The sequence below is a fragment of the Paraburkholderia bengalensis genome (assembly GCF_037126505.1).
GTDB classification, from domain to species: Bacteria; Pseudomonadota; Gammaproteobacteria; order Burkholderiales; family Burkholderiaceae; genus Paraburkholderia; species Paraburkholderia bengalensis.
This window is the reverse complement of record NZ_JACFYJ010000006.1, coordinates 1-20,285: the sequence shown is the minus strand read 5'-3', so window position 1 is coordinate 20,285 and position 20,285 is coordinate 1. Positions and strand designations below refer to the sequence as shown.

Sequence of the window (20,285 nt, the reverse complement as noted above, 5' to 3'; positions counted from 1 at the left end):
GATCTGAAATTCGTGTAACAGAGTGATACGCCTGGAATTAAATGGCGTAACACAACAGTAATAGCAGTGCGGCTGAACCTGACATCGCCCCGATGCGAACCGCTGCTGCCGTGCCCCTTATTTGGCAAGCGTTGCAGACGATCTGGCGCATCTCTCACTCAACGAAATCGGCCAATTCAAGTAAGGAAAAGTTTGCCTTATTAGCGAAAACACCAGGTCATCACACCTCTTTAATCAGTAAGAATTTCCCCGATCCGAACAATTTCGCCACTTCGGTCGCGCGAATCGGACAACTGTCGCATGTCCCTTTTCTCTACGGTATTCTGATTTGCGTCGAATTGTGGCGCATTAATTGGGAGAGCTAACGGTGAATGGGATTTATCAAACAGATCCGTGGCGTGCCGATGGACGGCCCGAAAAACCGAAATTTGAAAAGCACATTGGTCTACTCATCTCTCCGAATTGCTCGATGGCAGCAGCGGGAGCGATCGGCGACGCTTTTTGCCTCGCGAACAGGCTCGAAGAGCAAGTGGGCGACGAGCCGCCCTATCGCTTCTCGGTGCTGTCGGAGTCGGGAGGCTTCGTGACGGGCGGCTCGAGTTTTCCGATCTGGACACAGAAACTGGACCGCTATCAGCTCGTCGATTTCCATGCATTCTTCGTTGCATGCAGCGGCGACCCTATGACCCAGTCGAGCGAGCACCTCGTATCGTGGCTGTCGCGGCAAGGTTCGGGCGCCTCGTCCTGCACGCGGCAAAAGACAGATTTGTCGAGCGCCCCGGGCCAAACCGTCGTGCCCGTGTTCGTGCTCGACGACGGCTTGTCGGAAACGCGCCCCGCTGGCGCAACGGCGACCGACATGGCGCTCGTCCAGATAGAGCGCGACCTCAGCGCGGAAACTGCACGCCGTATCGCACATGCGCTTCAACCGCACGTGCACGAGCGCATGCGGCCCGATGCAGACGATCTCGGCGTCGCGACCACTACGGAGAAAATCCGCGAGTCGGCGCGCTGGATCAGAGAGAACTACAGCAAGACGATTTCAGTGAGTCAGGCTGCCGATTCCGCGGCCATGAGCAAACGGAACTATCAGCGCAGATTCAAGGTTGAGTTTGGCATGACGCCCCTCGAATACCTGCTTCGCACGCGCTTCGAGGTGGTCTGTTCCATGCTGATGGATACGGACTTGCCGATCGACAAGATCGCAAGACGTTGCGGCATGGGCGACGGAAACCGGCTGGGGCGTATCTTCAAGGTCCGCTACGGCATGTCTCCGACGAGCTTCCGCGCGTTACGTCACCTGCGTAACGGAAGCCGCGTGGTCCCTCCTGTCGTTGCACAGAGCGAGCCCAGCGAACGCGATGCCGCGGACGATGTGCTGATGAAGTCGGCCGACTAGCGGGAGATGGGAGAGCGCAGACATGCCAATAACAGAATATGCGCGCACTGCTGCGCAAGTGCGTCGATCCACCGATGAACGGCTGCGGGACCAGGACGCGGCAAGCGCCCGTTCGCCGCAATCCACGGTCATGAGAATGAAAGAGAAAGCCAAGGCGATGCTGCCCGATTCGCTGTTCGTCAGTCTGTTGCACAAGAAACGCATCGGCCGCTATCCGCGGTTGCGGCAGCCCGCGACCTTCAACGAAAAGATCCTGCAACGCAATCTTCGGCCCGATCCGCGCTACGTACGATTGACCGACAAGATCGACGTAAGGGAATACGTTGCCGCGAAGCTTGGAGAAGAACATCTGATTCCGCTCATTGCGGCGCCCGATGTATTTACGCGCGAAGTGTTCGATGCGCTGCCCAGTTCATTTGTGATGAAGGCCAATCACGGCAGCACGTTTGTCGAAATCGTCAGGGACAAATCCGCGACTACGTTCGAAAGTCTCAAGGCACTCGCCGACCGTTGGCTCGCCACGTCGTTCTATTGGGTCGCGCGCGAGCGGCACTATCGGACGATCAAGCCGCGCATTTTTTTTCGAAGCGCTGCTGCTGGACCGCTCCGGCCAGATTCCCGCAGACTTTAAAATCCACTGCTTTGGCGGGCCATCGGGGCGGCCGCTGATGTACATCCTGCTGATCACGGACCGCTTTGGCAGCAGCACTCACGGCGACGTCTTCGACGCCCAATGGCGGCGCACGGACGTGATGATCGGGCCGTACACGCGCAGCCCCGTGCCTCCCGCGAGACCGGAGAACCTGGATGCCGTGCTGCGTGCCGCTGCCACACTGGCAAAAGATTTCGATTACGTTCGTGTCGATCTTTATGCCCCAGACAATCGCGTGTACTTCGGCGAGTTGACATTCACGCCGGGTGCAGGCGTGCTGCCCTTCACCCCCGACTACATCGACTATGAATGGGGCAAGCTTCTGACGTGACCCCTGCCAGTGCATTCGATCAGGCGTTCAACGGTTGCCCTTCGCTATACACGTTGAACGCCCGTTGCGAATGTTCTGCGGAAGCAACGCGATCTGCCCGTTCTTCTTCTGCCTGTGCTTTGCCTTGCGTCCACGCGCGGTACTCCGTCGGCGATTTTCCGATGCAACGGCGAAACAGCTTGCCCAGTCTGTCGCCGCTCGCCAGTCCAACGTGCCGCGCCACTTTGTCCGCGGGCAACGAGGTTTCCGCCAGCAACTCGCAGGCGCGCTCCAGTCTCACTCGCTGCAGATATTCGGAAGGCGACGTGCCGATATAAGTCTGGAAGTTGCGCAGCAGCGTACGCTGGCTCATCGCGCACGCCTCCGCGGCGTCGGCGACGCATACGGACCGATGGCAGTTGTCGCGCAGCCACCGCGCCGCTGCGCGAATCCTGTCGCCCGCCGTATTGGCCGCATCGGACGACGAGGCCCATTCGCTCGAATCCAGCAGTGCGGTGCGATGCAGCGCCTCCTGCGCGATGGATTCGCCGAAATCCGCGCGTATGGCTTCGAAGGCTGCCTTGATCGCGTTGCCCAACTGCGCCCGGCGCCGCTGCGCCTGCTCGTATCCGCTGGCGGCCGCACTATCATCCTGCTGCGAACGCGCTGCTGCGCCGACCGCCTGCATGTCGACAGCCGTCGCAAGGAACTTGACGGGCGTTCCGTTCGAACGCATGCGGTGCAACCATTGCGCGGCCGACGGCGTATCGAAAACTGCCCTCGAATGTGGGCCAGCGGCAACGAACACACGCGAGAATGGCGTCTCCGATGCGTTCGCGAGTTCATCCGTCGATACGAATAGCGAGCGGTCGCACTGGACATGTCCGCCGCTCGTGGAAAGGAAGCGCATATCGTAGCTGCGGGCAGCCTCCGTCTTCGCGAGCGAGCATGCGCATTCGAATGCTTCGGCAATCGCGCCGATCCCGAGCAGATCGCATGCATCGCTGAGTACGAACGCGATTCGTCGTACGGTCGAAACGTCGCTGCAGAGTGTGTGCAGTTTCCATTGCCAGTTGTTTTCGACGAACATGGTCTCTCCCTGGATTGTTGGATGGCATGCCTGCGCATGCAACGACTACTAAGACGATCTTTCAGCGACTCCGCTGAAAACGCCGATACAAAAAACGCGCGTGGATGCGTTAGCCGGGCCTCAGTGCCTCGGTGACGGCATCGACGACCTCTGCGGGATCAGTGGAACGCGGAAACCAGCGGTCCCATTGCACCCAGTCGAGGCGCGCATCGTCCGTCGAAAAAGCGATCGTCACAGGGCGATTCGAGTAGCCCGACTCCCCGAATACATCGCCGAGGAACTCCCCCGCATCGGCGACCCCGACGGGACTCGAACTGACAATGACGCGGGGATTGAGCCGCCGCGCTTCGCACCGCGCCTCTTCCGTCGTCACCGCGGACATCACCTCCATGCCCCGCGAGGTGAGCCGCGACACCAGCAGCGACAGACGCCCTGCATCGGGATCGAACACCAGCACGTCGACTCGCGTCGCGGACTTGGCCGCCGCATGCCGCGCGCGCGGACGATGACGCGGCCGCACTTGCGTGCGGACCCAGCGCCTGAGCGGCCAGACAGTCCGGTTGAGCTCGTGCATCAGCACCAGGTGGCGCCAAACGTGCGCGGCGCTGAACGAACGCCGGCGCGCCTGCCGTTCGAGCAGACGCTTGCATCCAGGCAGATGCAACAGCGAGCACCCCTTGAACCAGCGCAGGTCGCGATGCGTATTCCCGGACCAATGACGGCCCACGGCGCGATGCACGCCGAGATCGATGATCTGATGTCCGTGGTCGGCAAGCAGATTCAATGCAGCCGAGATGAATGCTTCGTCGCCGTTGTGATTGAGCTCCGGCGCAATCTGCCGGTAACGCTCGAAACAGGCATGCGCATACGGCACCAGCTCGTCGATAAACCCCGCCGATGCAAGCAACACCTCGCCGCCGAACCATCTCGGGTTTTGCAGGCGAGTGCCCGCGACCGCTTCGAGATCGGCTGTCACCCGCGCATCGCCATACGCGGAGAACTCCTGATCGGAAATATCAAATGCGCCCACGCCCGTCGATGCGCATCGCCGCAGCAGTTCGTCATCCATGGTTCGAAGCGCGAGCATGTCGGTGTCGAGGACCATCAGCATCTCGCCTTCGCCCAGCATCGCGCCCAGTTGCTCCATCATGTCGAGCTTGAAATGCGCGGCGTAGAACCCGGTGTTCTTCGGCAATGACATTGTCGACTGCGCGAGTTGCACCAGGTGCGGCCGGGATCGCGCGTCGACCTTGTCGAGGTACTTCGCGACCTCATCGCGCACGTTCGTTGCGATGGTGAGCGTCGGCAGCCCGACAGCCTTCAGACTGCGGTTGAGCGTGATCGCCTGATCGACGTAGCAGAACGGATCGCCGTTCTTGCAATTCGGGCTTCCCGCGCTATCGGTTTCGATATAGACGAGCGCGCACGGCACGATGCCGATGGCGCGTCGTGCAGAACCCGACGAAGGCGGAAACATCTGCTTGAAAGTGGGCACGGAATCGTTGCGCAAACGCGCTGCGTCAAGCATCGCTTTCTCCCGTTTGCCTGTCGTAGCACGGCGCGCGCCCTCGATTGCATGCAACAGGGGCGCGCCTGATTCGAGTTCGCGATCGACGTCCGACGTGGACATCCAATGCGTGGCGCATTCAAACAGCAGTATCCATGCCAGTTGAATCGACACGTGCAACGGGGAGCGCAACGCGACAGGTTTCCGCCTTTGAAAATTTCTCCTGCACCAAGTGCAATTTCGTCGTGCGACGTTTATGCGATCGGCAAAAACCTCACTTCATGAGAATACGTCGCATAGCGCTGGAAGTATTACCTGATCGCGGCTTGGCGAAAAAATTCGCGGCACAAGGTCAGGTGTCGGCGTGAGTCACGATGAAACTCGCGAACGCGTTGTACGTGAGCGTTACCGCCATGCCGTCGATCATCACGCCATACGTGTCGTTCCCGCTATCCAGTTCGTAGTACATCACCGACTGAATGTTGTTTGTTTTTCTCGCCTGATAGTAGGTCGCGTAGCGCGTGCTGATGTAATTGGCGCGATACGCCGGACTCTTTTCGGGCCCCGTGTTCCATTCGGTGAGAAGAAACGGCACGCCATAGCGTGCCTGGCAATAAGCGGGCAAATCGAAGCCTGGCCCTGAGCCATCCGAGCCGATGTCGAAGATGTCGCCGTAGACCTCGTAGTTGTGCCACGTCGTCATATCCCAGCGAACCTGCGGATAACCGCTCGTGCCATCGGGCTGCATGCCTTCCCACAACGCATCCGCCGCGCCGATATCCGCGACGCAGAAGTTGATTCCGCATTTCGCCGCGGGTTGAACGGCCTTCACGCCGTCGATCATGCCGCGCATCAGGCCTCGCATGATAGGCCAGTTGATGTTGTTGAAATCGACGGGCTTGGTGCCCGCGTTGGTCGAATCGAGAATGATTGCGCTGTCGCGCGTCAGTTCGTTCCCGCACTCATACATCGCGACGCCATACGGTGCGAGCGCCGATGCGACGGTCGCGCCGCACGCGTGCCCCCGGTTGTACGCGGCCGCCTCGCTGGCGAGCAGCACGCCGTTTGCATCGCGCATGCCGATCTGCAGCAGCACGAACAGCGTGAGCCCTGCCGACTGAAACGCCTGCGCGAGCGGCACAACGGCATTCAACTGCGCGGGATCATCGGTGCAACCAATGCGATAGGTAGAGCAACCCATGTTTCGCAAGATCGACACGACCTGCGAAGGCGTGTAGCGATAGTCGTAGTGCCCGTTGATACCGTGGAAAGATCCGGGTGTCGCTGCAGCTGCGATGCGCGGATCACTGCACGGCAACCACTCGCCGCGATCGTCGCAGACATGGAACTGGCCGCCCGTCGATTGATACCAGACCTTGCCGCCGTACCAGAGCAGCAGCGATGCGTTTGCGCTCACGCCGACGAACGCGTTGTTGCGAAGCACGGCGCCGTTCGCGATGGTCCAGATCGCGCCGACCTTGTCGATGATTCGTGGTGCGGGCGGCACGGTGGTGCCATCCGCCGACGTGCCACCCAGGCGGGGATCGGCGCAGGCGAGCCAGGCCGAGCCGCTCCAACCGTAGAACTGCCCGCCCGAGCCCTGGTGATAGATCAGGCTGCCATACCAGAGCAGCAGCGTGACGTTGTACGTATTGCCCGCTTGTACGCCGTTGCGATAAACGGAGCCGCCGACGAGCGTCCACAGCGCAGCCTGGTTGTCGGTGATCGATGCAGCCGGCGGCACGGCAGTGCCATCTGCCGATGCGTGCGTGCCGATGTCGCTGGGGGAGCGCGTGGCGGTGTCGGTTGAGGAGCCGGATGCCGCGCCGTTCGTCGTCGTTGCGCTTCCCGCCGTCGATGTCCCGCCGATTTGCGTCGTCGTGGCCGCGCCCGGCGTGCTGCCTGACGTTGCGCCTGTTGTCGATACGGCGGCACTCGCGTCCGTTGCATTTCCCCCGCCGCCGCCGCCGCCGCACGCAGCGAGCACATAGCTCCCGCCAACGGCGCTCACCAGACCAAGAAATCGACGACGTTTAACTATCACAAATCAATCCACTGCCGGGCGGTGCCGGCGAAAAAGCCCGATCGGGGGAATGCGGCGAGTGCGCGAACGGGAGGTGGCAAAACGCCTCCATTTGTTTCGAGGTCCTTATCAACCGATGTTGTGTCCCGCTGATCATCAACCGGCCAGTGCCCGTTTCATTTGCGGGGTTTATCGGATGCGGGCGCCATCGACGCTGCGGTAACCATTGCCGCCGATTGCGCGCGTGACGTCACTGATGTATGGATATCGACCGCCGGCGCTGGGGCGCGCAGGGAGCGCGCGAAATAGAACAATGTTTTCGCTCACGCGCGTTTAGATAAAACAATCTGCTTTTATCGATCGCAGTGATCTGTGCCCTGTCGATGAATTCGAGTCGGGAAATCTGGGTCCAAAGTCGAATCTGTGCGCAACGGATATGGGGCCAAAGTAAAGAATAACGTTCTCGTTAATACCCTCATTGCCATGCATGCAAGCGTCGAGCGCGCGGTCTATTCGGTAGTTTTTTCCACCCACATGTCTCACTCGCAAGTCGCGAGCGCGTACCGTTCGACGCCTGTGCTTATCCATGCCCGGCATGGTGCCTTCATTGCCGGCGCATCCCCTTGTCTGTATCGTGAATGCGGCATAGACACACCACATCACCCGACTCGCTCGAGGAGCCTGTATGACATCTGCCGCAGACGCCCCGCCCGCGCCGCCCATCCGCACCGATGTACTGATCGTCGGAGCTGGACCTGTCGGCCTGTTCACGGCATTCGAGGCGGGCGTGATCGGACTCACGAGCCATATCATCGACAACATCGAGCGCGTGGGCGGACAGTGTGTCGAGCTGTATCCCGACAAGCCGATCTACGACATCCCCGCCATCCCCGTGTGCACCGCGCGCGAACTCGTCGATCGCCTCGTCGAACAATGCCGGCCGTTCGCGCCGCCGATGCATCTCGGGCATCGCGTCGAGACGCTCGAACGGCTCGACGATGGACGGTGGCGCGCGCGCACGGATAAGGGCCTCACGTTCGAAGCTGCCGCCATTCTGGTCGCCGCCGGCAACGGCTCGTTCGTCCCGCAGCGGCTGCCGCTCGACGAAGCCGTGCCGCTCGAAGGCCGCCACGTTCATTACAGCGTCCCCAACCTCGACGAGTTCGCCGGCAAGAAGGTCGTGGTCGCGGGCGGCGGCGACTCGGCGCTCGACTGGGCATTGGCGCTGCGCGGCGTTGCGCAGCACGTTACTCTCGTGCATCGACGCAACGGTTTTAGCGCGACGGATTCGAGCGTCGCGAACATGCGCCGCGCCGTCGAAGCGCACGAAATGGATTTCCTGGTCGGCACGATCGGCAGCCTGAATGCGCCCGGACAAAAACTCGCATCGGTCGAAATCAAGCAAATCGGCGGCTCGGTGCATGTCGATGCCGATCATTTGCTCGTGCTGTTCGGCCTCGTCGCGGATCTCGGTCCGATTGCCAAATGGGGCATCGACCTGCAAGGCGGACGCATCGCCGTCGATACGTCGAACTATGAGAGCTCGCTGCCCGGCATTTTCGCGGCGGGCGATATCGCCGGTTACCCAAACAAGCAGAAGCTGATTCTGTCCGGCTTTCACGAAGCGTCGCTCGCGCTTCGCAAAGCCTACAACTACGCGTTTCCGGACAAGAAGCGCGTGCATGTCCATTCCAGCTACGACGCAAAGCTGGCGGAACGCGTCGCCGCGTCTCACGCCTAGCGCGCCCGCACACGCTGCGGCGACGCAGGGCGTCGGGCGCGGCGCTTCGTGTATAAAGGAGTCAGTCTGAACTCTCGGAGTGCCCTGTGTCCGAAACCCCGCCGTCAAGCACGAACGCCGCCGCGGAAGAACTCGACGCGCCCGTCTGGCGCCGCGGCAAACCGTGGATCGTGGGTACTGCGATCGTGCTGCTGCTCGGGATCTTGCTGGCCGTCTTCCTGCCGTTTCACAGGCACCCGGACGAACGCGCGCTGAGCGAACTGGGATTCATCAAGGGTACCTGCAGCGACAGCGACGGTGCGGCATCCGCGCCTGACGACTGTCTCGCGCTGCGCGCCCAGCCCACATTGACCGCGTCGCAAGTGACGGCCGCGATACCGCATCTGAAGAACGCCGACCTCAAGATCCAACTGAACCTGGCGGGCACGCAGGTCGACAATCCCGCTTCGCTCGGCGAACTGGACAACCTCGAATCGCTTGATCTGACGGGCACGCCCGTCTGGAACATCGACGCGCTCAAGGGCGCGCGCTCGCTGAAGCGGCTCGTCCTGCATCGCACGGAAGTCGAAAACATCGACGCGCTCAAAGGGCTGACCGCGCTGCAATCGCTGAATCTGTGGGACACACGCGTGGCGAATCTCGATGCGCTTAAAAACCTGAGCGATTTGCGTCAACTCGATCTGCGCGACACGCAGGTTCGCGACCTCGATCCGCTGGAAGATCTGCCGCACCTCGACACGCTCAAGCTCGGCGGCGCGAGAAACGTTCGCAATGTCGACGCGCTCAGTCAGCTCACCGCGTTGACTACACTCGACCTCAACGAGACCCAGGTGGAGAGCATCGGCGCGCTGAAAAAACTGCGCGACATGCAAGCGCTTTATCTGGCGAACACGCCGCTGCGCGACATCGACGTGCTCAAGCAGATGCCCGCGCTCAAGACGCTCGTGCTCGACGGTTCCAAAGTCGGCAATATCGATGCACTGCGCGGGCTGACGCAACTGGACACACTGGTGCTCGCGCGCACGCAGGTCACCGACATCGAAGCATTGCAGGGCCTCACGCGTTTGCAGCGGCTCAATCTCGCGGACACGCGCGTCGAGAATATCGACGCGCTGAAAGACCTGAAGAGCCTGCGCATGCTGAACCTTTTTCGCACGCAAGTTCGCAACGTGGACGCATTGAAGGGACTGACCGGTCTTCAGGAACTTTATCTCGCCAATACCCCCGTCGAGAACACCGATGCGCTCAAAGGGCTTAGTGGACTGAGAGAACTTGTTCTCTACGGCACCAAAACGAGGAATGTCGACGATCTCAAGACGGCGCTGCCGAAAACACGCATCGTCTGGTGAGCATTCGACATTTTCGCAACAGGTGCGGAAGGTCACACAGCAGCAGGCTGGATTTTGATAGTCTTGATCCGACGGCATGCAACGGCGGATAAATGCTTGCTGCGACATTCGACCAGGTGTCTGAGTACCGGAGGGTACGCTCATGCTTAACTGGCTTGCAAACCTGATTTCCCATCACGCTCCCACGCCCGAAAAGCAGGCTGAACGGGCTTTAAGCGAACTTCGAATGGGGCTTTTCCAAGCAGAGCAGCGGGTTCTGGATGCACAGATGCAGGCCGACTACTATCGGAGCCGCATCGCGTTCTGCGAGGAGGTCGTCAAGACCGGCATCGAGCAGGTTTCCGATCACCGGAAATGCCCAGCCGAAGTCTCCGTCGAAAGCCTTCGGCCCAATCTGAAGCTCACAGCTGCGCAATAGCTTTCAGCCTGGCCGGAGTTCAGCCAGGACTTACCCAGGTAATGCGCTGGGCCGACCCGTGTCATGCGGGTCGGTGGGAAGCGTATTGCGCTGGATGTCGGCGTGCAGTTTCGGCGCACCTCGCCTTCACTTCGCGCGCGGGCCTGGAGCCTGTGCCGCACGCTGATCGTCGCCGCTATCTGATATCGCGAGTGGGCCCTTCTCGGCCAACGATATCGGATCGGCACATTGCTTCGCATAGCTCACTATATGCATGCTAACGCCTACCAGGGCATCGGGTCCCGATGATGATGCACCGCTTCGTCGATGTGCTGCATCCACCCGGCGGGCGCCATAGTCGGCATCGCGGACGGATGCGCGTCTCCGGACAGCTGCTGTTGCGCCACGTTGCCCGAAACCTCGATGCGCTGGCGCTGGGCCGCGAACCGCACGTGCAGCACGGCGGCGAGCGCGCGATCAAAGGCATCCGCCTCGTCGTCGACGGGCACGATTGCCGCGAGCGACTTCGCGAACTTCGATGCGCCGTTCACCGCCTGGTTGTCGAGTGCGCCTTTGTGCAGCGAGAAATCGCGTTGCACGTCCGTCTTCAACGCCTCGATAGCCATGGCGACTTTCTCGTACGCCCGGGCGGGCGCTTCGACGTGATTCTGAAGGTCGGGGGCGCACATGGTCGGGATGTCCGCCAGCACGTTGCGGTCGCTGTTGACGTTTGCTGCAAGAATCTTGATGTACGCGACCTCGACGGCGAGCACGCCATCGCGACGGCGGCAGCATGCGTGCGCGCGCGCAGCGCCCTGCATCGCGGACGCAAACGACGTGAAATCGCGCAAACGCAGATGCTTTGCGGCGCAATCGAGAACGGCTTCGGGCGCCAGCCGTAACTCATGCGCCACCGACAGGCTCGTCTTCATCATCCGCAGAAGAAGATCGGACCATTCGTCCCGACGGCACGCCGTCATCGAACGCTCGTTCGTCGCGGCTCCGCGGTCGCGTCAGATCAACGCATCTTAACCTTGGCCGCCTTTCATCATAGTTACATGCCCACGCCGCGCGCTGTATCCAGTTCGCGCAACCCGCCGCTCGCCGGAATCAGAAGCAATGCTATGGCTCGCGGCGAGCCAGCCATTGCGCGACGTTGATGGCATACCGATGCGTGTCCCGCAGCGCCTGCTGCTCCGTCTGCATTCCATCGCCCGGCGGTTCGTCGACGAAACTCGGGCAACCGAGCCGCGCGTCCCAGTTGTAGTCGGCGAAGTGGTGAAAGGTGCTTTGCGCGACGGCGGGTCCGCCGCGATCGGATGGCTCGAACGCCACGGCGAGATTGAAGCGCTTGCCGCTTATTTTGCTTTTGCCTTGCGCGATCACGCGGGCCGGCTCGTCATCGGGCGCATCGACAGCTCCCTCGTGCGGGTGCGCGGGCAGGTACCGGATCACGCCACCCGGCGCTGCCTCGTTGCGCAACAGTGGATGCGTCGGCCCGACGACGGCAACTTCCTGAAAATCGCCATTCGCGCCCGAATGAAAATTGGGCCACGAGATGTGCGTCGAGTACGGATCATCGCAGACACATCGCGACGGGTCCGGGTCCACGTTGCGCGTATGAAAGTGATTCGCCTTGCCGAGCGCCTCGAGACTGCACAGCGAACTGCCCACGTCCATGTGATCTCTGGCGAGCAGCAGGCCGCGGCCCGACTGCCGGAAGCGCGTAATTCCCGCGCAGTCCTCCGGGGTCAGGCCATCGCCCTCATCGACGGCAAAGAGCCACATTTCGTCGAAGCCGGTTTCGTCGAGACGGGACAGCACGGTATCGGGCTGCCCGCGCTGCTCGCGGTCTCTCGCAACGACGTCGAACGCAGGGTGTCCGTCAGCATCCGTATGCGTGCGCAGCAGTTCCGCCAACTGGCTGAACCGCGCGATCGACCAGTCATCGGCAGCGGACGGGATGGTGGTTTGTAGCAGGATCTTGATGGGTTGCATGATGGCCTGATGTCACGTCAATGGGGCAGCATAACCCCTGGGGGCAGCGAACGTGACCGTCTGGCGCGACACAGCGGTGATGCTTCGCGAGCGCCGCGTTCGTCCACGCGCACGTTTCATCGTAGGCAAAAACGCCGCGCCGCGATAGGCGCGCATGCGGATACACGGTGTTGTCCGAGGGGCACCTATCCGGATGACACGGGCGCCCGATGCCGGATAGTTTTTCTATCCGACTGCTACAGATCTTCTCGTTTGTCGCGCTGCCTGCCAGCGACGATAGTTCAGTCACCGGACGCAATGCAGATTTTGGATAGCCGGTCCGACGACTCAACATCAAACGAAGGAGCATCATCATGAAGCTGACGAACAAGATTGTTCTGGTGACGGGCGGCACGTCGGGCATCGGCCTCGAAGCGGCCAAACTCTTTCGCGACGCGTGCTGACGGTGACAGTACCTTCAGCATTCGCCGACAAGTGGCTGCTCTGGCGCCTCGAATCTTTCCAGAAGCAGCATCCGTATTACGACCTGCGCATCGACACCAGCAGTCATCTGCTGAACGATTCGGCGGCAGCGCTCCAGACGGCCATCTCTGGCAACGGCGTTGCCCTCGGCAGAACCACGCTCGTCGAACGGGACTTGGCCTGGGGGGCGGCTCGTGCGGCCGTTCAATGAAATACAAAGCTGTGAGCTTGCGTACTATCTGGTGTTCAGAAAGGCGAGCGAAAACGCCGCGCCCGTCGTGGCATTCAGAGACTGGCTGATGGCTGAAACCGGAACGCGATGAGCCATCGCTTTCAAACGATCGACATGTCACCACTTCAATGTTCGTGCATGGCATGAGCTTAAATAGTTGCGCACGCGCCGATTGCGATCATCACGCGCACGCTTGTCATTCGCACCCGGTCATCCGTCATCCGGCAAATCGGATCGATTCGTCAGACGGGAAAGGGAGACAAACGCGATATGAGCACCTGGCTGCATGAACTGCCATTGGGCTGGATGGCACTCTTTATGTTCGCTGCAACGTTTCTGGCGGGCGCGATCATTCACGGCGTCATCGGCTGGCTGGCAGCGCGTCAGCACCGGCACACCTTCATGGCCGTTTCGCCCGGCCTGCTCTCGCCCATCGGCGTCATCTTCGGTCTGCTCATCGCCTTCACGGCCGCGCAGGTCTGGACCGATACGGAGCGCGCCAACGCCGCCATCAACGCGGAAGCGGGCGCGCTGCGAACGGTCGTCATCCTGTCGGCCGTCTTGCGGCAAGACGAACAGGTGCAGTTGAGAACGCTGGTGCGCGACTACATCCAGTACACGATCACCACCGAGTGGCCGAAGATGGCGCAAGGCGCCGTCACGCTGAAAGTCAGTCCGCCCACGCTGAACAAGGCGCTTCAGTTCACACTGGCGCTGACCGCCGATACGCCCGGGCGGCAGGCAGCCCAACGCCAGGTAATGGAGTCGCTGCAACAGGCGCTCGAAGCGCGCCGCCAGCGCATCCTCATCAGCGCCTCGGAAGTGAGTGGCGTCAAATGGGCGTGCCTGTCTTTTCTGGCCGCGTGCCTCGTTGTGACGATCGCCCTCGTTCATTGCGAAAACCGGCTCACGTCCGCCATCGCAATCGCGCTTTTTTCCGCGGGTCTCGCAACGAGCATGTTGCTGATCCTCGCGCACGATCGTCCCTTCACAGGGGAAATCGCCGTCACGCCCGAACCGCTGTTGCAGGTGATGCCCCCGGATCATTGATCGATGAAGCAGCGATCGATGACGCAGCGCTGACACCAGGGTAAACATCCACCACTGCATGAAGTCCTTTTTAATGGTTGGTGTACGGAGTATATTCGCAGTCATGCTCATATGCACGGGACGGAGGAAGACATCATGCAGTTCCATCTCAACGGTTTCCGCGTCGGCGATCCGACCATCGAGCCCGCTGCGCCAGGCGCGCCTCGTGTGGCGATGCCCGACGCGGTCGATGTGCTGATCGCCGGGAGCGGTCCTGCGGGTCTCGTGCTCGCGGCGCAACTGTCGCAATTCCCGACGATCGCGACGCGCATCGTCGAGCGCCGCAATGGGCCGTTGCTGATGGGACAGGCGGACGGCGTCGCATGCCGGACTGTCGAGATGTTCAATGCGTTCGGGCTCGGCGATCGTTTGCTGCGAGAAGCGTATTGGGTGAACGAGACGGTCTTCTGGCGCCCCGATGCGACCGACCGCGACACGATCAGGCGTACGGGACGCGTTCAGGACACCGAAACAGGCCTGTCGGAGTTTCCGCATGTCATCGTCAATCAGGCACGCATCCAGGACTATCTGCTCGACGTCATGCGCCGTTCCGAGCAACGGCTCGAGCCCGATTACAACCTGGAGGTTGTCGATGTGCAACGCGACGACTCGCACGACTATCCCTTGAGCGTCACGCTGCAGCGCACCGACGAATCGCGGGCGGGCGAACAGATCAACGTGCGCGCCCGCTATGTCGTCGGCTGCGACGGCGCGCGCAGCCGCGTGCGCACCGCCATCGGGCAAACGTTGCGCGGCGATGCCGCGAATCATGCATGGGGCGTGATGGATGCGCTCGCGGTCACCGACTTTCCCGACATCCGGCTGAAGGCGGCCATTCAATCCGCGAGCAAGGGCAATCTCCTCATCATTCCACGCGAAGGCGGCTATCTGGTCCGCTTCTATGTCGATCTCGGCGAGGTCACGCAGGACAATCGCGACACCATCAAACAGACCACCGTCGATCGCATCATCGAGACGGCGCAGCACATCCTGCATCCATATTCGCTCGACGTGAAGGAAGTCGCGTGGTTCTCGGTGTATGAAGTGGGGCAGCGTCTGACCGACCGCTTCGACGATGCCGTCACGAACGATGGAACGCGTCGCGAACCTCGCGTGTTCATTGCGGGCGATGCGTGCCACACGCATAGCGCGAAGGCGGGGCAAGGCATGAACGTGTCGATGCAGGACGGCTTCAATCTCGGCTGGAAACTCGGCGCGGTATTGCTGGGACGCAGCGGCGCCGACCTGTTGCGCACCTATTCCGACGAGCGCCAGCCCATCGCGCAGGAACTGATCGATTTCGACAAGGAATGGTCCGCGATGATGGCTGCCCCGCCGAAGGACGCGAACCGGCCGGAAGCGGGCGGCGTCGATCCCGCTGAACTGCAGGCCTGTTTCGTTCGCGCCGGCCGATACACGGCGGGTGTCGCGACACATTATCAGCGAGGCATGCTGACGGGCGCAACGACGCACCAGGCGCTCGCGAAGGGCTTGACGATCGGCATGCGCTTTCATTCGTCGCCCGTCGTGCGCATCGCTGATGCGAAGCCGGTTCATCTCGGGCACGCCGCGCGCGCCGATGGCCGCTGGCGCCTGTACGCGTTCTCGGACGCGAACCGGACTGCGCTCGATGCGCTGTGCGAGCATCTCGCCACATCGCCCGACTCCGTCTTGCGGCTCGTCACGCCCGACGATGCCGACGCCGACAGCGTGCTCGATCTGCGCGCGATATTGCAGCAGCCGCATCGCGATGTGCGTCTGGACGATTTGCCCGCATTGCTGCTGCCGCGCAAGGGCCGCTATGGTCTCATCGATTACGAGAAGGCATTTACGCGCGACCCAGCGGCTGATATCTTCGGCGAGCGCGGCATCGACCGCGAACGCGGCGCGCTCGTCGTGGTTCGTCCGGACCAGTACGTCGCGCATGTTCTTCCACTCGACGCATACGCGGAACTGAAGGCCTTCTTTCAGCCGATCTTCCGCCTGCCCTAATTCGCTTCAGCACCGCGACATTGCCCATCAAACAGAACGATCCCAAAGCGCTCGCGAAATTCACGGGCAGCCTCGTGCGCCGCGCGCAGCAGCGCCACGTTGCTATATGGCTCAGTGAAGTGTCCGCCGAGATCACGAGCGTCCAGTACGCGGCGCTCGAAATCCTGCAGGCGACGCCCGGCGTCAATCAGCGGCAACTCGGCGACGAACTCGACGTGGACCGTTCGACCATCGCCGATCTCGTCGCGCGCATGGTTCGCAACGGTCTGATCGAGCGCACCGATGATCCCGACGACAAGCGCAGCTACGTGCTGTATCTCACCGCAGACGGCAAAAAGCAGCTGGCTCTGTTGCGCCCGCGTGTCGAAGAGGTCGAGCGCGTTCTGACTGCGGCGCTGACGGCGCGCGAATCCCGGGAGTTGCGGCGCCTGCTGTCGGCACTGTTGCCGCCACAGGTATAGCGCGGCTTATCGTTAAACGTAGGCAACCTCGGCGCGACCACGCAGTGCGCGCGCGCCGATCGAACTGTCGCGACGCGATTGACCACACGACGATCGAACCGTACGCGCGCGCAAACCCGGCGCAAACCCGGCGCAAATCCGGCGCAAATCCGGCGCAAATCTGGCCCGAAAAAAATACTTGATCCGGGCTCTATTCTTTTGGCAGACGGTGCCGATAACACCGCTCATAAGTCCCGCCAGACGAGGCTCATCATGCCATTCGACCTTACCGCCAGCCGCCCCACCCGATTCAAACGTCCGCTGATCATCCTGGTCGGCTGTGCCACCGTACTGGCGAGCCTGTCCATCTGGGGTCGCGTGCCCGCCGATGCGCTCGCCGACGCGGATCGCGAAGTCGCCCAGTTCGGCCCCGCCCGTCCCGGCAGCGCATGCACGGCCGAAGGCGCCGTCTCGCGCGATGCCGGCGGCACCTTTCTGATGTGCTGGAAGCAGGTCTGGAGCCGACCCTAGCCGTCCGCCCGCATTGCCCCGCGCATTGCTGCGCGTGTGAAGCCGCGCGCGCTTCCGTTGGGAAGCGCACGCAGCGAAGTGACGGGCGTTTGCCTGTTACTTCAGACGTTGTACGATTTTCCCATCGATAACGATAAAGGGAGGCCTCATGGACACAACCTTGAGGCAGACGCTGGCGGGCGCTTTTCTCGCCACAGGGTGCCTGGTGTCGGCGCCGTCGCACGCGTACAGCGCCGCCGATGACGCCGAGGCCCAGGACCGCGAAGTGAAAGCGGCCTACGATCGCGGCTATAAGGCGGCGAAAGACGAACTCGCCCGGCAAGCGGCAAAAGGCACGGCCGACAATGCCCCCGCCGCGGCCGCGACGTCGGCGCAAAAGACGGCGGCCGAGCCGGCGCGCAAACCCATCCTCGACATCAAACACGTCTATAGCGACGCGAGCGATGTGGAGACGGTGCAGGAGGTGCCCGTCACGTCCAAGCCGCTGCCTGACGACGCAACTGCATCAGCAACTGCGCCTGCAACCACGCAGGCAGCCGCGCAACCCGCGGCGCAATCTGCCGCGCCCGAAGGGGATGCCCGCAACGCGCCGCCGAAGGCTGCGGCCCGTCGTCCGTCGACGGCAGTCGCCGACGCTGCGGCAGATCCCGACGCGCTGCCAAAGCCGCAACCGGTGCAGCGCGCCAGCGTGCAGCCGCGCAATGCCGGTACGGGTCGATCGACGGGACGTGTGCTGCGGCAGGACGCGCCGCCCCCGGAAGAACTGGCCGACGACGACTACGACACGCCCATGCCGCGCAGGGCACAGGTCTATTCCACGGGACCGCAGTACATCCAACCACGAGCGCAGTACGCGCAGCCGCGAGCGCAGTATGCCCAGCCGCAGGCGCAATACGTGCAGCCGCAGATGCCGCAGATGCAATACGCGCAACCGCCCGTATCGATGCAGCCGCCCCGCGTGCAAACCTACGGCTACGTGCAGCGGCCGACCTACACCGCGACACGTCCATACACGTACTACGGGCCGCCCGCTGCATGGGCCGACGAGTATCAGCCCGCGCCCTATGCGGGCCAATGGTACTGGTCGCCGCAGTATGGACGCTGGCTTTACTACTGATGTTTCGCGAGCCCGAGCCGGGAAAAGACCGAAAAAAAAAGCCCGGCGATTGCCGGGCTGGAGAGAGCATGAGGCTGCCGCCGGACTTCGACGGCAGCTTCATCGCCGATGACGACTGCGATTACTGACCCGTGTAGCCAACCGGCACGGTCGAGTTGTTCTTCGCGACCGTCGCGTTGTTCGACACGATGTACTGCGGCACTTCCGTCAGCGTCAGCGACACCTGACCGTTCGTGTACGGAACCGTGCTGACGTTGCCGTAACCGTCGATCTTCGTCACGTTGCCCGACGTACCCGCGTTGTCGACCTGCAGCGAGTAGCTGGTCGAGTACGTCTGGCTGTACGTGCCGTTGCTCGTCGGCCACTGGCTGTTGCTGTGCGTCCAAGCTGCCGTGACGACCTTGCCGTTGCCAAGCTGCTGGAACGCATAGGCGAACGTACCGGCCGGCGTGTTCTTCACGCGACCCAGCGTGTTCGTGCCATCCAGCACGCGGGTCATCGCTGCAAACGCCATGGCTTCAGGCTTCGGCGACAGGTTCGATGCACCGAACGCGCCATTCGCGTTGTTCAGATCGAAGAACGAACCGTAGCCCGTTTCGCCCGGATAGTCCGCACCGTAGAACAGCGTCGTCATCTGCGCGCCGCCGCCCAGCACGATGATGTGCGAGCGCACGCCAACGGCAGCATGAGCGAACAGCTGGTTCTGCGACGGGCCCGATGCGTACGTGATGCCCGGGTCGTAGCTCGTGCCTGCTTCCGTGAAGAACAGCTTCATGTTCGGCTTGCCCGCCTGCATCACCGAGCGCAGCTGTGCCACCTGGTTGTCGAGCGCGTTGAGCTGGTTCGCCGGATCCGGGTCCGAGTCCTGCAGTTCAGGCGGATGCGACGGGAAAGTACCCGCGTTCCAGTAACCGTGCGTCGACACCGCGTCGATGTAGTTCCACAGGCCCAGCGCGCCGAACTTCTGCAGATAGCCCGTCGTGCAGGTGTCGCAATGCGCGGGGAACGGATTGCCCGTGCCCATCACGATCGCATTCGGATCGGTCGAGTGAATGCCCTGGTAAGCGGCCTTGTACATCGCGACGAAGTTCGCGTCGCTATCGGCCCAGGCGAGGCTCGGCTCCCACGTCACCTGATAGTAGTTGTTCTGCTGGTTCGGATAGTTGGCCGCGCGGATCAGGCTCGTGTCCGTGCCGACCTTCGCCATGAAGCTCTGGTACTCGTTCAGATCCTTCGGTGCGTAGTAGCTGTCGGTGTACTGACCCGTCTTCGAGTTCCACGCCGGAATGCCGTCCAGACGCACGATGCGCATCTGATCAGGATTGGCCTTGTAGAACGGAAGCAGGTCGTTCACGCTCGGCGTGTACGTGTTCGGGCCGTTCGGCTCCATCGCCGACTGCTCGCGATCGTCGATCGTCCACGTAATGCCCAGGGCGTGCAGCGCGGCGATGTTGCCGTTGAAGCCCTGCATGCCGAAGCGATGCTGATCCTGATGCGCGTACGTCGGGGTGCCCAGCACGGATGCCAGGTTCGGCAGCACGCCGAACGTCGCGATACCCGTCGGACGCGTGCCGCTCTTCGGCAGCGTGCCGCCCTTCGAGCGCAGCGTGGCCGTGAGCGCGCCGTAGCCGGACCACGTCGACGTACACGAGATCGTGTTCGTCTGCACGCCTGCCGCCACGGGGAAGCTGCCCTGCGACTTGATCGCGCCGTTCGAGTCGGCGATCGACCAGACCACGGTATCCGCGCTCGGCGCGTTCGTCGTGATGGCGAGCTTGAACGGCGTGTTGTTCTGGAACACGCGCAGACCGTCGGTGGTCGGCGTGTCAGCCGTGATCAGGCCATTCGGCGTGCCGCCTGGGCGACGAGCATGGGCAAATAGGTGATGCCGACGGATGCGGCCGCAATGTGCAGCTCGGGCTTTTCAGGCACATCTTTAGCCACGGCCGCGACGGA

Annotated in this window: 16 protein-coding genes and 2 pseudogenes; 12 read left to right on the top strand and 6 right to left on the bottom strand. The window is 62.2% G+C overall.

Annotated features, from left to right (window positions below):
• The first annotated feature begins 469 nt into the window (after nucleotides 1–469).
• Both H3V53_RS05570 and H3V53_RS05565 read left to right on the top strand, forming a co-directional pair.
• Nucleotides 470–1,399 (top strand): GlxA family transcriptional regulator, encoded by a 930-nt coding sequence (locus H3V53_RS05570; RefSeq protein WP_336597094.1) that lies wholly within the window; start codon nucleotides 470–472, stop codon nucleotides 1,397–1,399.
• 130 nt (nucleotides 1,400–1,529) lie between these two features.
• Nucleotides 1,530–2,382: pseudogene (locus H3V53_RS05565) on the top strand (ATP-grasp fold amidoligase family protein).
• Nucleotides 2,383–2,401: 19 nt separating this feature from the next.
• Here H3V53_RS05565 and H3V53_RS05560 read toward each other — a convergent pair.
• From H3V53_RS05560 to H3V53_RS05550, 3 genes are all read right to left on the bottom strand, one after another.
• Entirely contained in the window at nucleotides 2,402–3,451 is a 1,050-nt protein-coding gene (locus tag H3V53_RS05560; protein ID WP_336597093.1) for a helix-turn-helix domain-containing protein, read from the bottom strand.
• 109 nt (nucleotides 3,452–3,560) lie between these two features.
• The gene (locus H3V53_RS05555) at nucleotides 3,561–4,979 is read right to left on the bottom strand and encodes a response regulator receiver protein (protein ID WP_336597092.1); all 1,419 of its coding nucleotides are present in this window, start codon (nucleotides 4,977–4,979) and stop codon (nucleotides 3,561–3,563) included.
• 331 nt (nucleotides 4,980–5,310) lie between these two features.
• Nucleotides 5,311–6,999 carry a hypothetical protein gene (locus H3V53_RS05550; protein WP_336597250.1) on the bottom strand — a complete coding sequence of 563 codons (1,689 nt, stop codon included), beginning with the start codon at nucleotides 6,997–6,999 and terminating at the stop codon, nucleotides 5,311–5,313.
• 667 nt (nucleotides 7,000–7,666) lie between these two features.
• Here H3V53_RS05550 and H3V53_RS05545 point away from each other — a divergent pair.
• The 3 genes from H3V53_RS05545 to H3V53_RS05535 all read left to right on the top strand — a co-directional run bounded on the left by H3V53_RS05545 (nucleotide 7,667) and on the right by H3V53_RS05535 (nucleotide 10,489).
• Nucleotides 7,667–8,722 (top strand): NAD(P)/FAD-dependent oxidoreductase, encoded by a 1,056-nt coding sequence (locus H3V53_RS05545; protein WP_336597091.1) that lies wholly within the window; start codon nucleotides 7,667–7,669, stop codon nucleotides 8,720–8,722.
• 86 nt (nucleotides 8,723–8,808) lie between these two features.
• The gene (locus tag H3V53_RS05540) at nucleotides 8,809–10,071 is read left to right on the top strand and encodes a leucine-rich repeat domain-containing protein (protein ID WP_336597090.1); all 1,263 of its coding nucleotides are present in this window, start codon (nucleotides 8,809–8,811) and stop codon (nucleotides 10,069–10,071) included.
• A 142-nt stretch (nucleotides 10,072–10,213) separates the two neighbouring features.
• On the top strand, nucleotides 10,214–10,489 hold the full coding sequence (locus tag H3V53_RS05535; protein WP_054920346.1) for a hypothetical protein: 276 nt from the start codon (nucleotides 10,214–10,216) through the stop codon (nucleotides 10,487–10,489).
• Between the two features lie 263 nt (nucleotides 10,490–10,752).
• Here H3V53_RS05535 and H3V53_RS05530 read toward each other — a convergent pair whose 3' ends face one another.
• Together H3V53_RS05530 and H3V53_RS05525 are read right to left on the bottom strand one after the other, a co-directional pair.
• Complete coding sequence (locus H3V53_RS05530) at nucleotides 10,753–11,448, bottom strand: hypothetical protein (RefSeq protein ID WP_336597089.1); 696 nt, start codon at nucleotides 11,446–11,448, stop codon at nucleotides 10,753–10,755.
• A gap of 142 nt (nucleotides 11,449–11,590) precedes the next feature.
• The gene (locus tag H3V53_RS05525) at nucleotides 11,591–12,466 is read right to left on the bottom strand and encodes a hypothetical protein (RefSeq protein ID WP_336597088.1); all 876 of its coding nucleotides are present in this window, start codon (nucleotides 12,464–12,466) and stop codon (nucleotides 11,591–11,593) included.
• A gap of 353 nt (nucleotides 12,467–12,819) precedes the next feature.
• Here H3V53_RS05525 and H3V53_RS05520 point away from each other — a divergent pair.
• From H3V53_RS05520 to H3V53_RS05490, 7 genes and pseudogenes are all read left to right on the top strand, one after another.
• Nucleotides 12,820–12,900, top strand: a pseudogene (locus tag H3V53_RS05520) (short-chain dehydrogenase); the annotation flags it as partial.
• Between the two features lie 11 nt (nucleotides 12,901–12,911).
• The gene (locus tag H3V53_RS05515) at nucleotides 12,912–13,139 is read left to right on the top strand and encodes a hypothetical protein (protein ID WP_336597087.1); all 228 of its coding nucleotides are present in this window, start codon (nucleotides 12,912–12,914) and stop codon (nucleotides 13,137–13,139) included.
• Between the two features lie 291 nt (nucleotides 13,140–13,430).
• Nucleotides 13,431–14,210: a bestrophin-like domain gene (locus H3V53_RS05510; protein ID WP_336597086.1), complete on the top strand. Its 780-nt coding sequence runs from the start codon at nucleotides 13,431–13,433 to the stop codon at nucleotides 14,208–14,210.
• Nucleotides 14,211–14,345: 135 nt separating this feature from the next.
• Complete coding sequence (locus H3V53_RS05505) at nucleotides 14,346–16,241, top strand: FAD-binding monooxygenase (protein ID WP_336597085.1); 1,896 nt, start codon at nucleotides 14,346–14,348, stop codon at nucleotides 16,239–16,241.
• A gap of 20 nt (nucleotides 16,242–16,261) precedes the next feature.
• Complete coding sequence (locus H3V53_RS05500) at nucleotides 16,262–16,702, top strand: MarR family winged helix-turn-helix transcriptional regulator (protein WP_336597084.1); 441 nt, start codon at nucleotides 16,262–16,264, stop codon at nucleotides 16,700–16,702.
• A gap of 252 nt (nucleotides 16,703–16,954) precedes the next feature.
• On the top strand, nucleotides 16,955–17,212 hold the full coding sequence (locus H3V53_RS05495; RefSeq protein WP_336597083.1) for a hypothetical protein: 258 nt from the start codon (nucleotides 16,955–16,957) through the stop codon (nucleotides 17,210–17,212).
• A 148-nt stretch (nucleotides 17,213–17,360) separates the two neighbouring features.
• Complete coding sequence (locus H3V53_RS05490) at nucleotides 17,361–18,329, top strand: hypothetical protein (protein WP_336597082.1); 969 nt, start codon at nucleotides 17,361–17,363, stop codon at nucleotides 18,327–18,329.
• Nucleotides 18,330–18,450: 121 nt separating this feature from the next.
• On the opposite strand, the gene H3V53_RS05485 is transcribed toward H3V53_RS05490, so the two are convergent.
• The gene (locus H3V53_RS05485) at nucleotides 18,451–20,130 is read right to left on the bottom strand and encodes a glycoside hydrolase family protein (RefSeq protein ID WP_419539423.1); all 1,680 of its coding nucleotides are present in this window, start codon (nucleotides 20,128–20,130) and stop codon (nucleotides 18,451–18,453) included.
• Nucleotides 20,131–20,285: the final 155 nt, after the last annotated feature.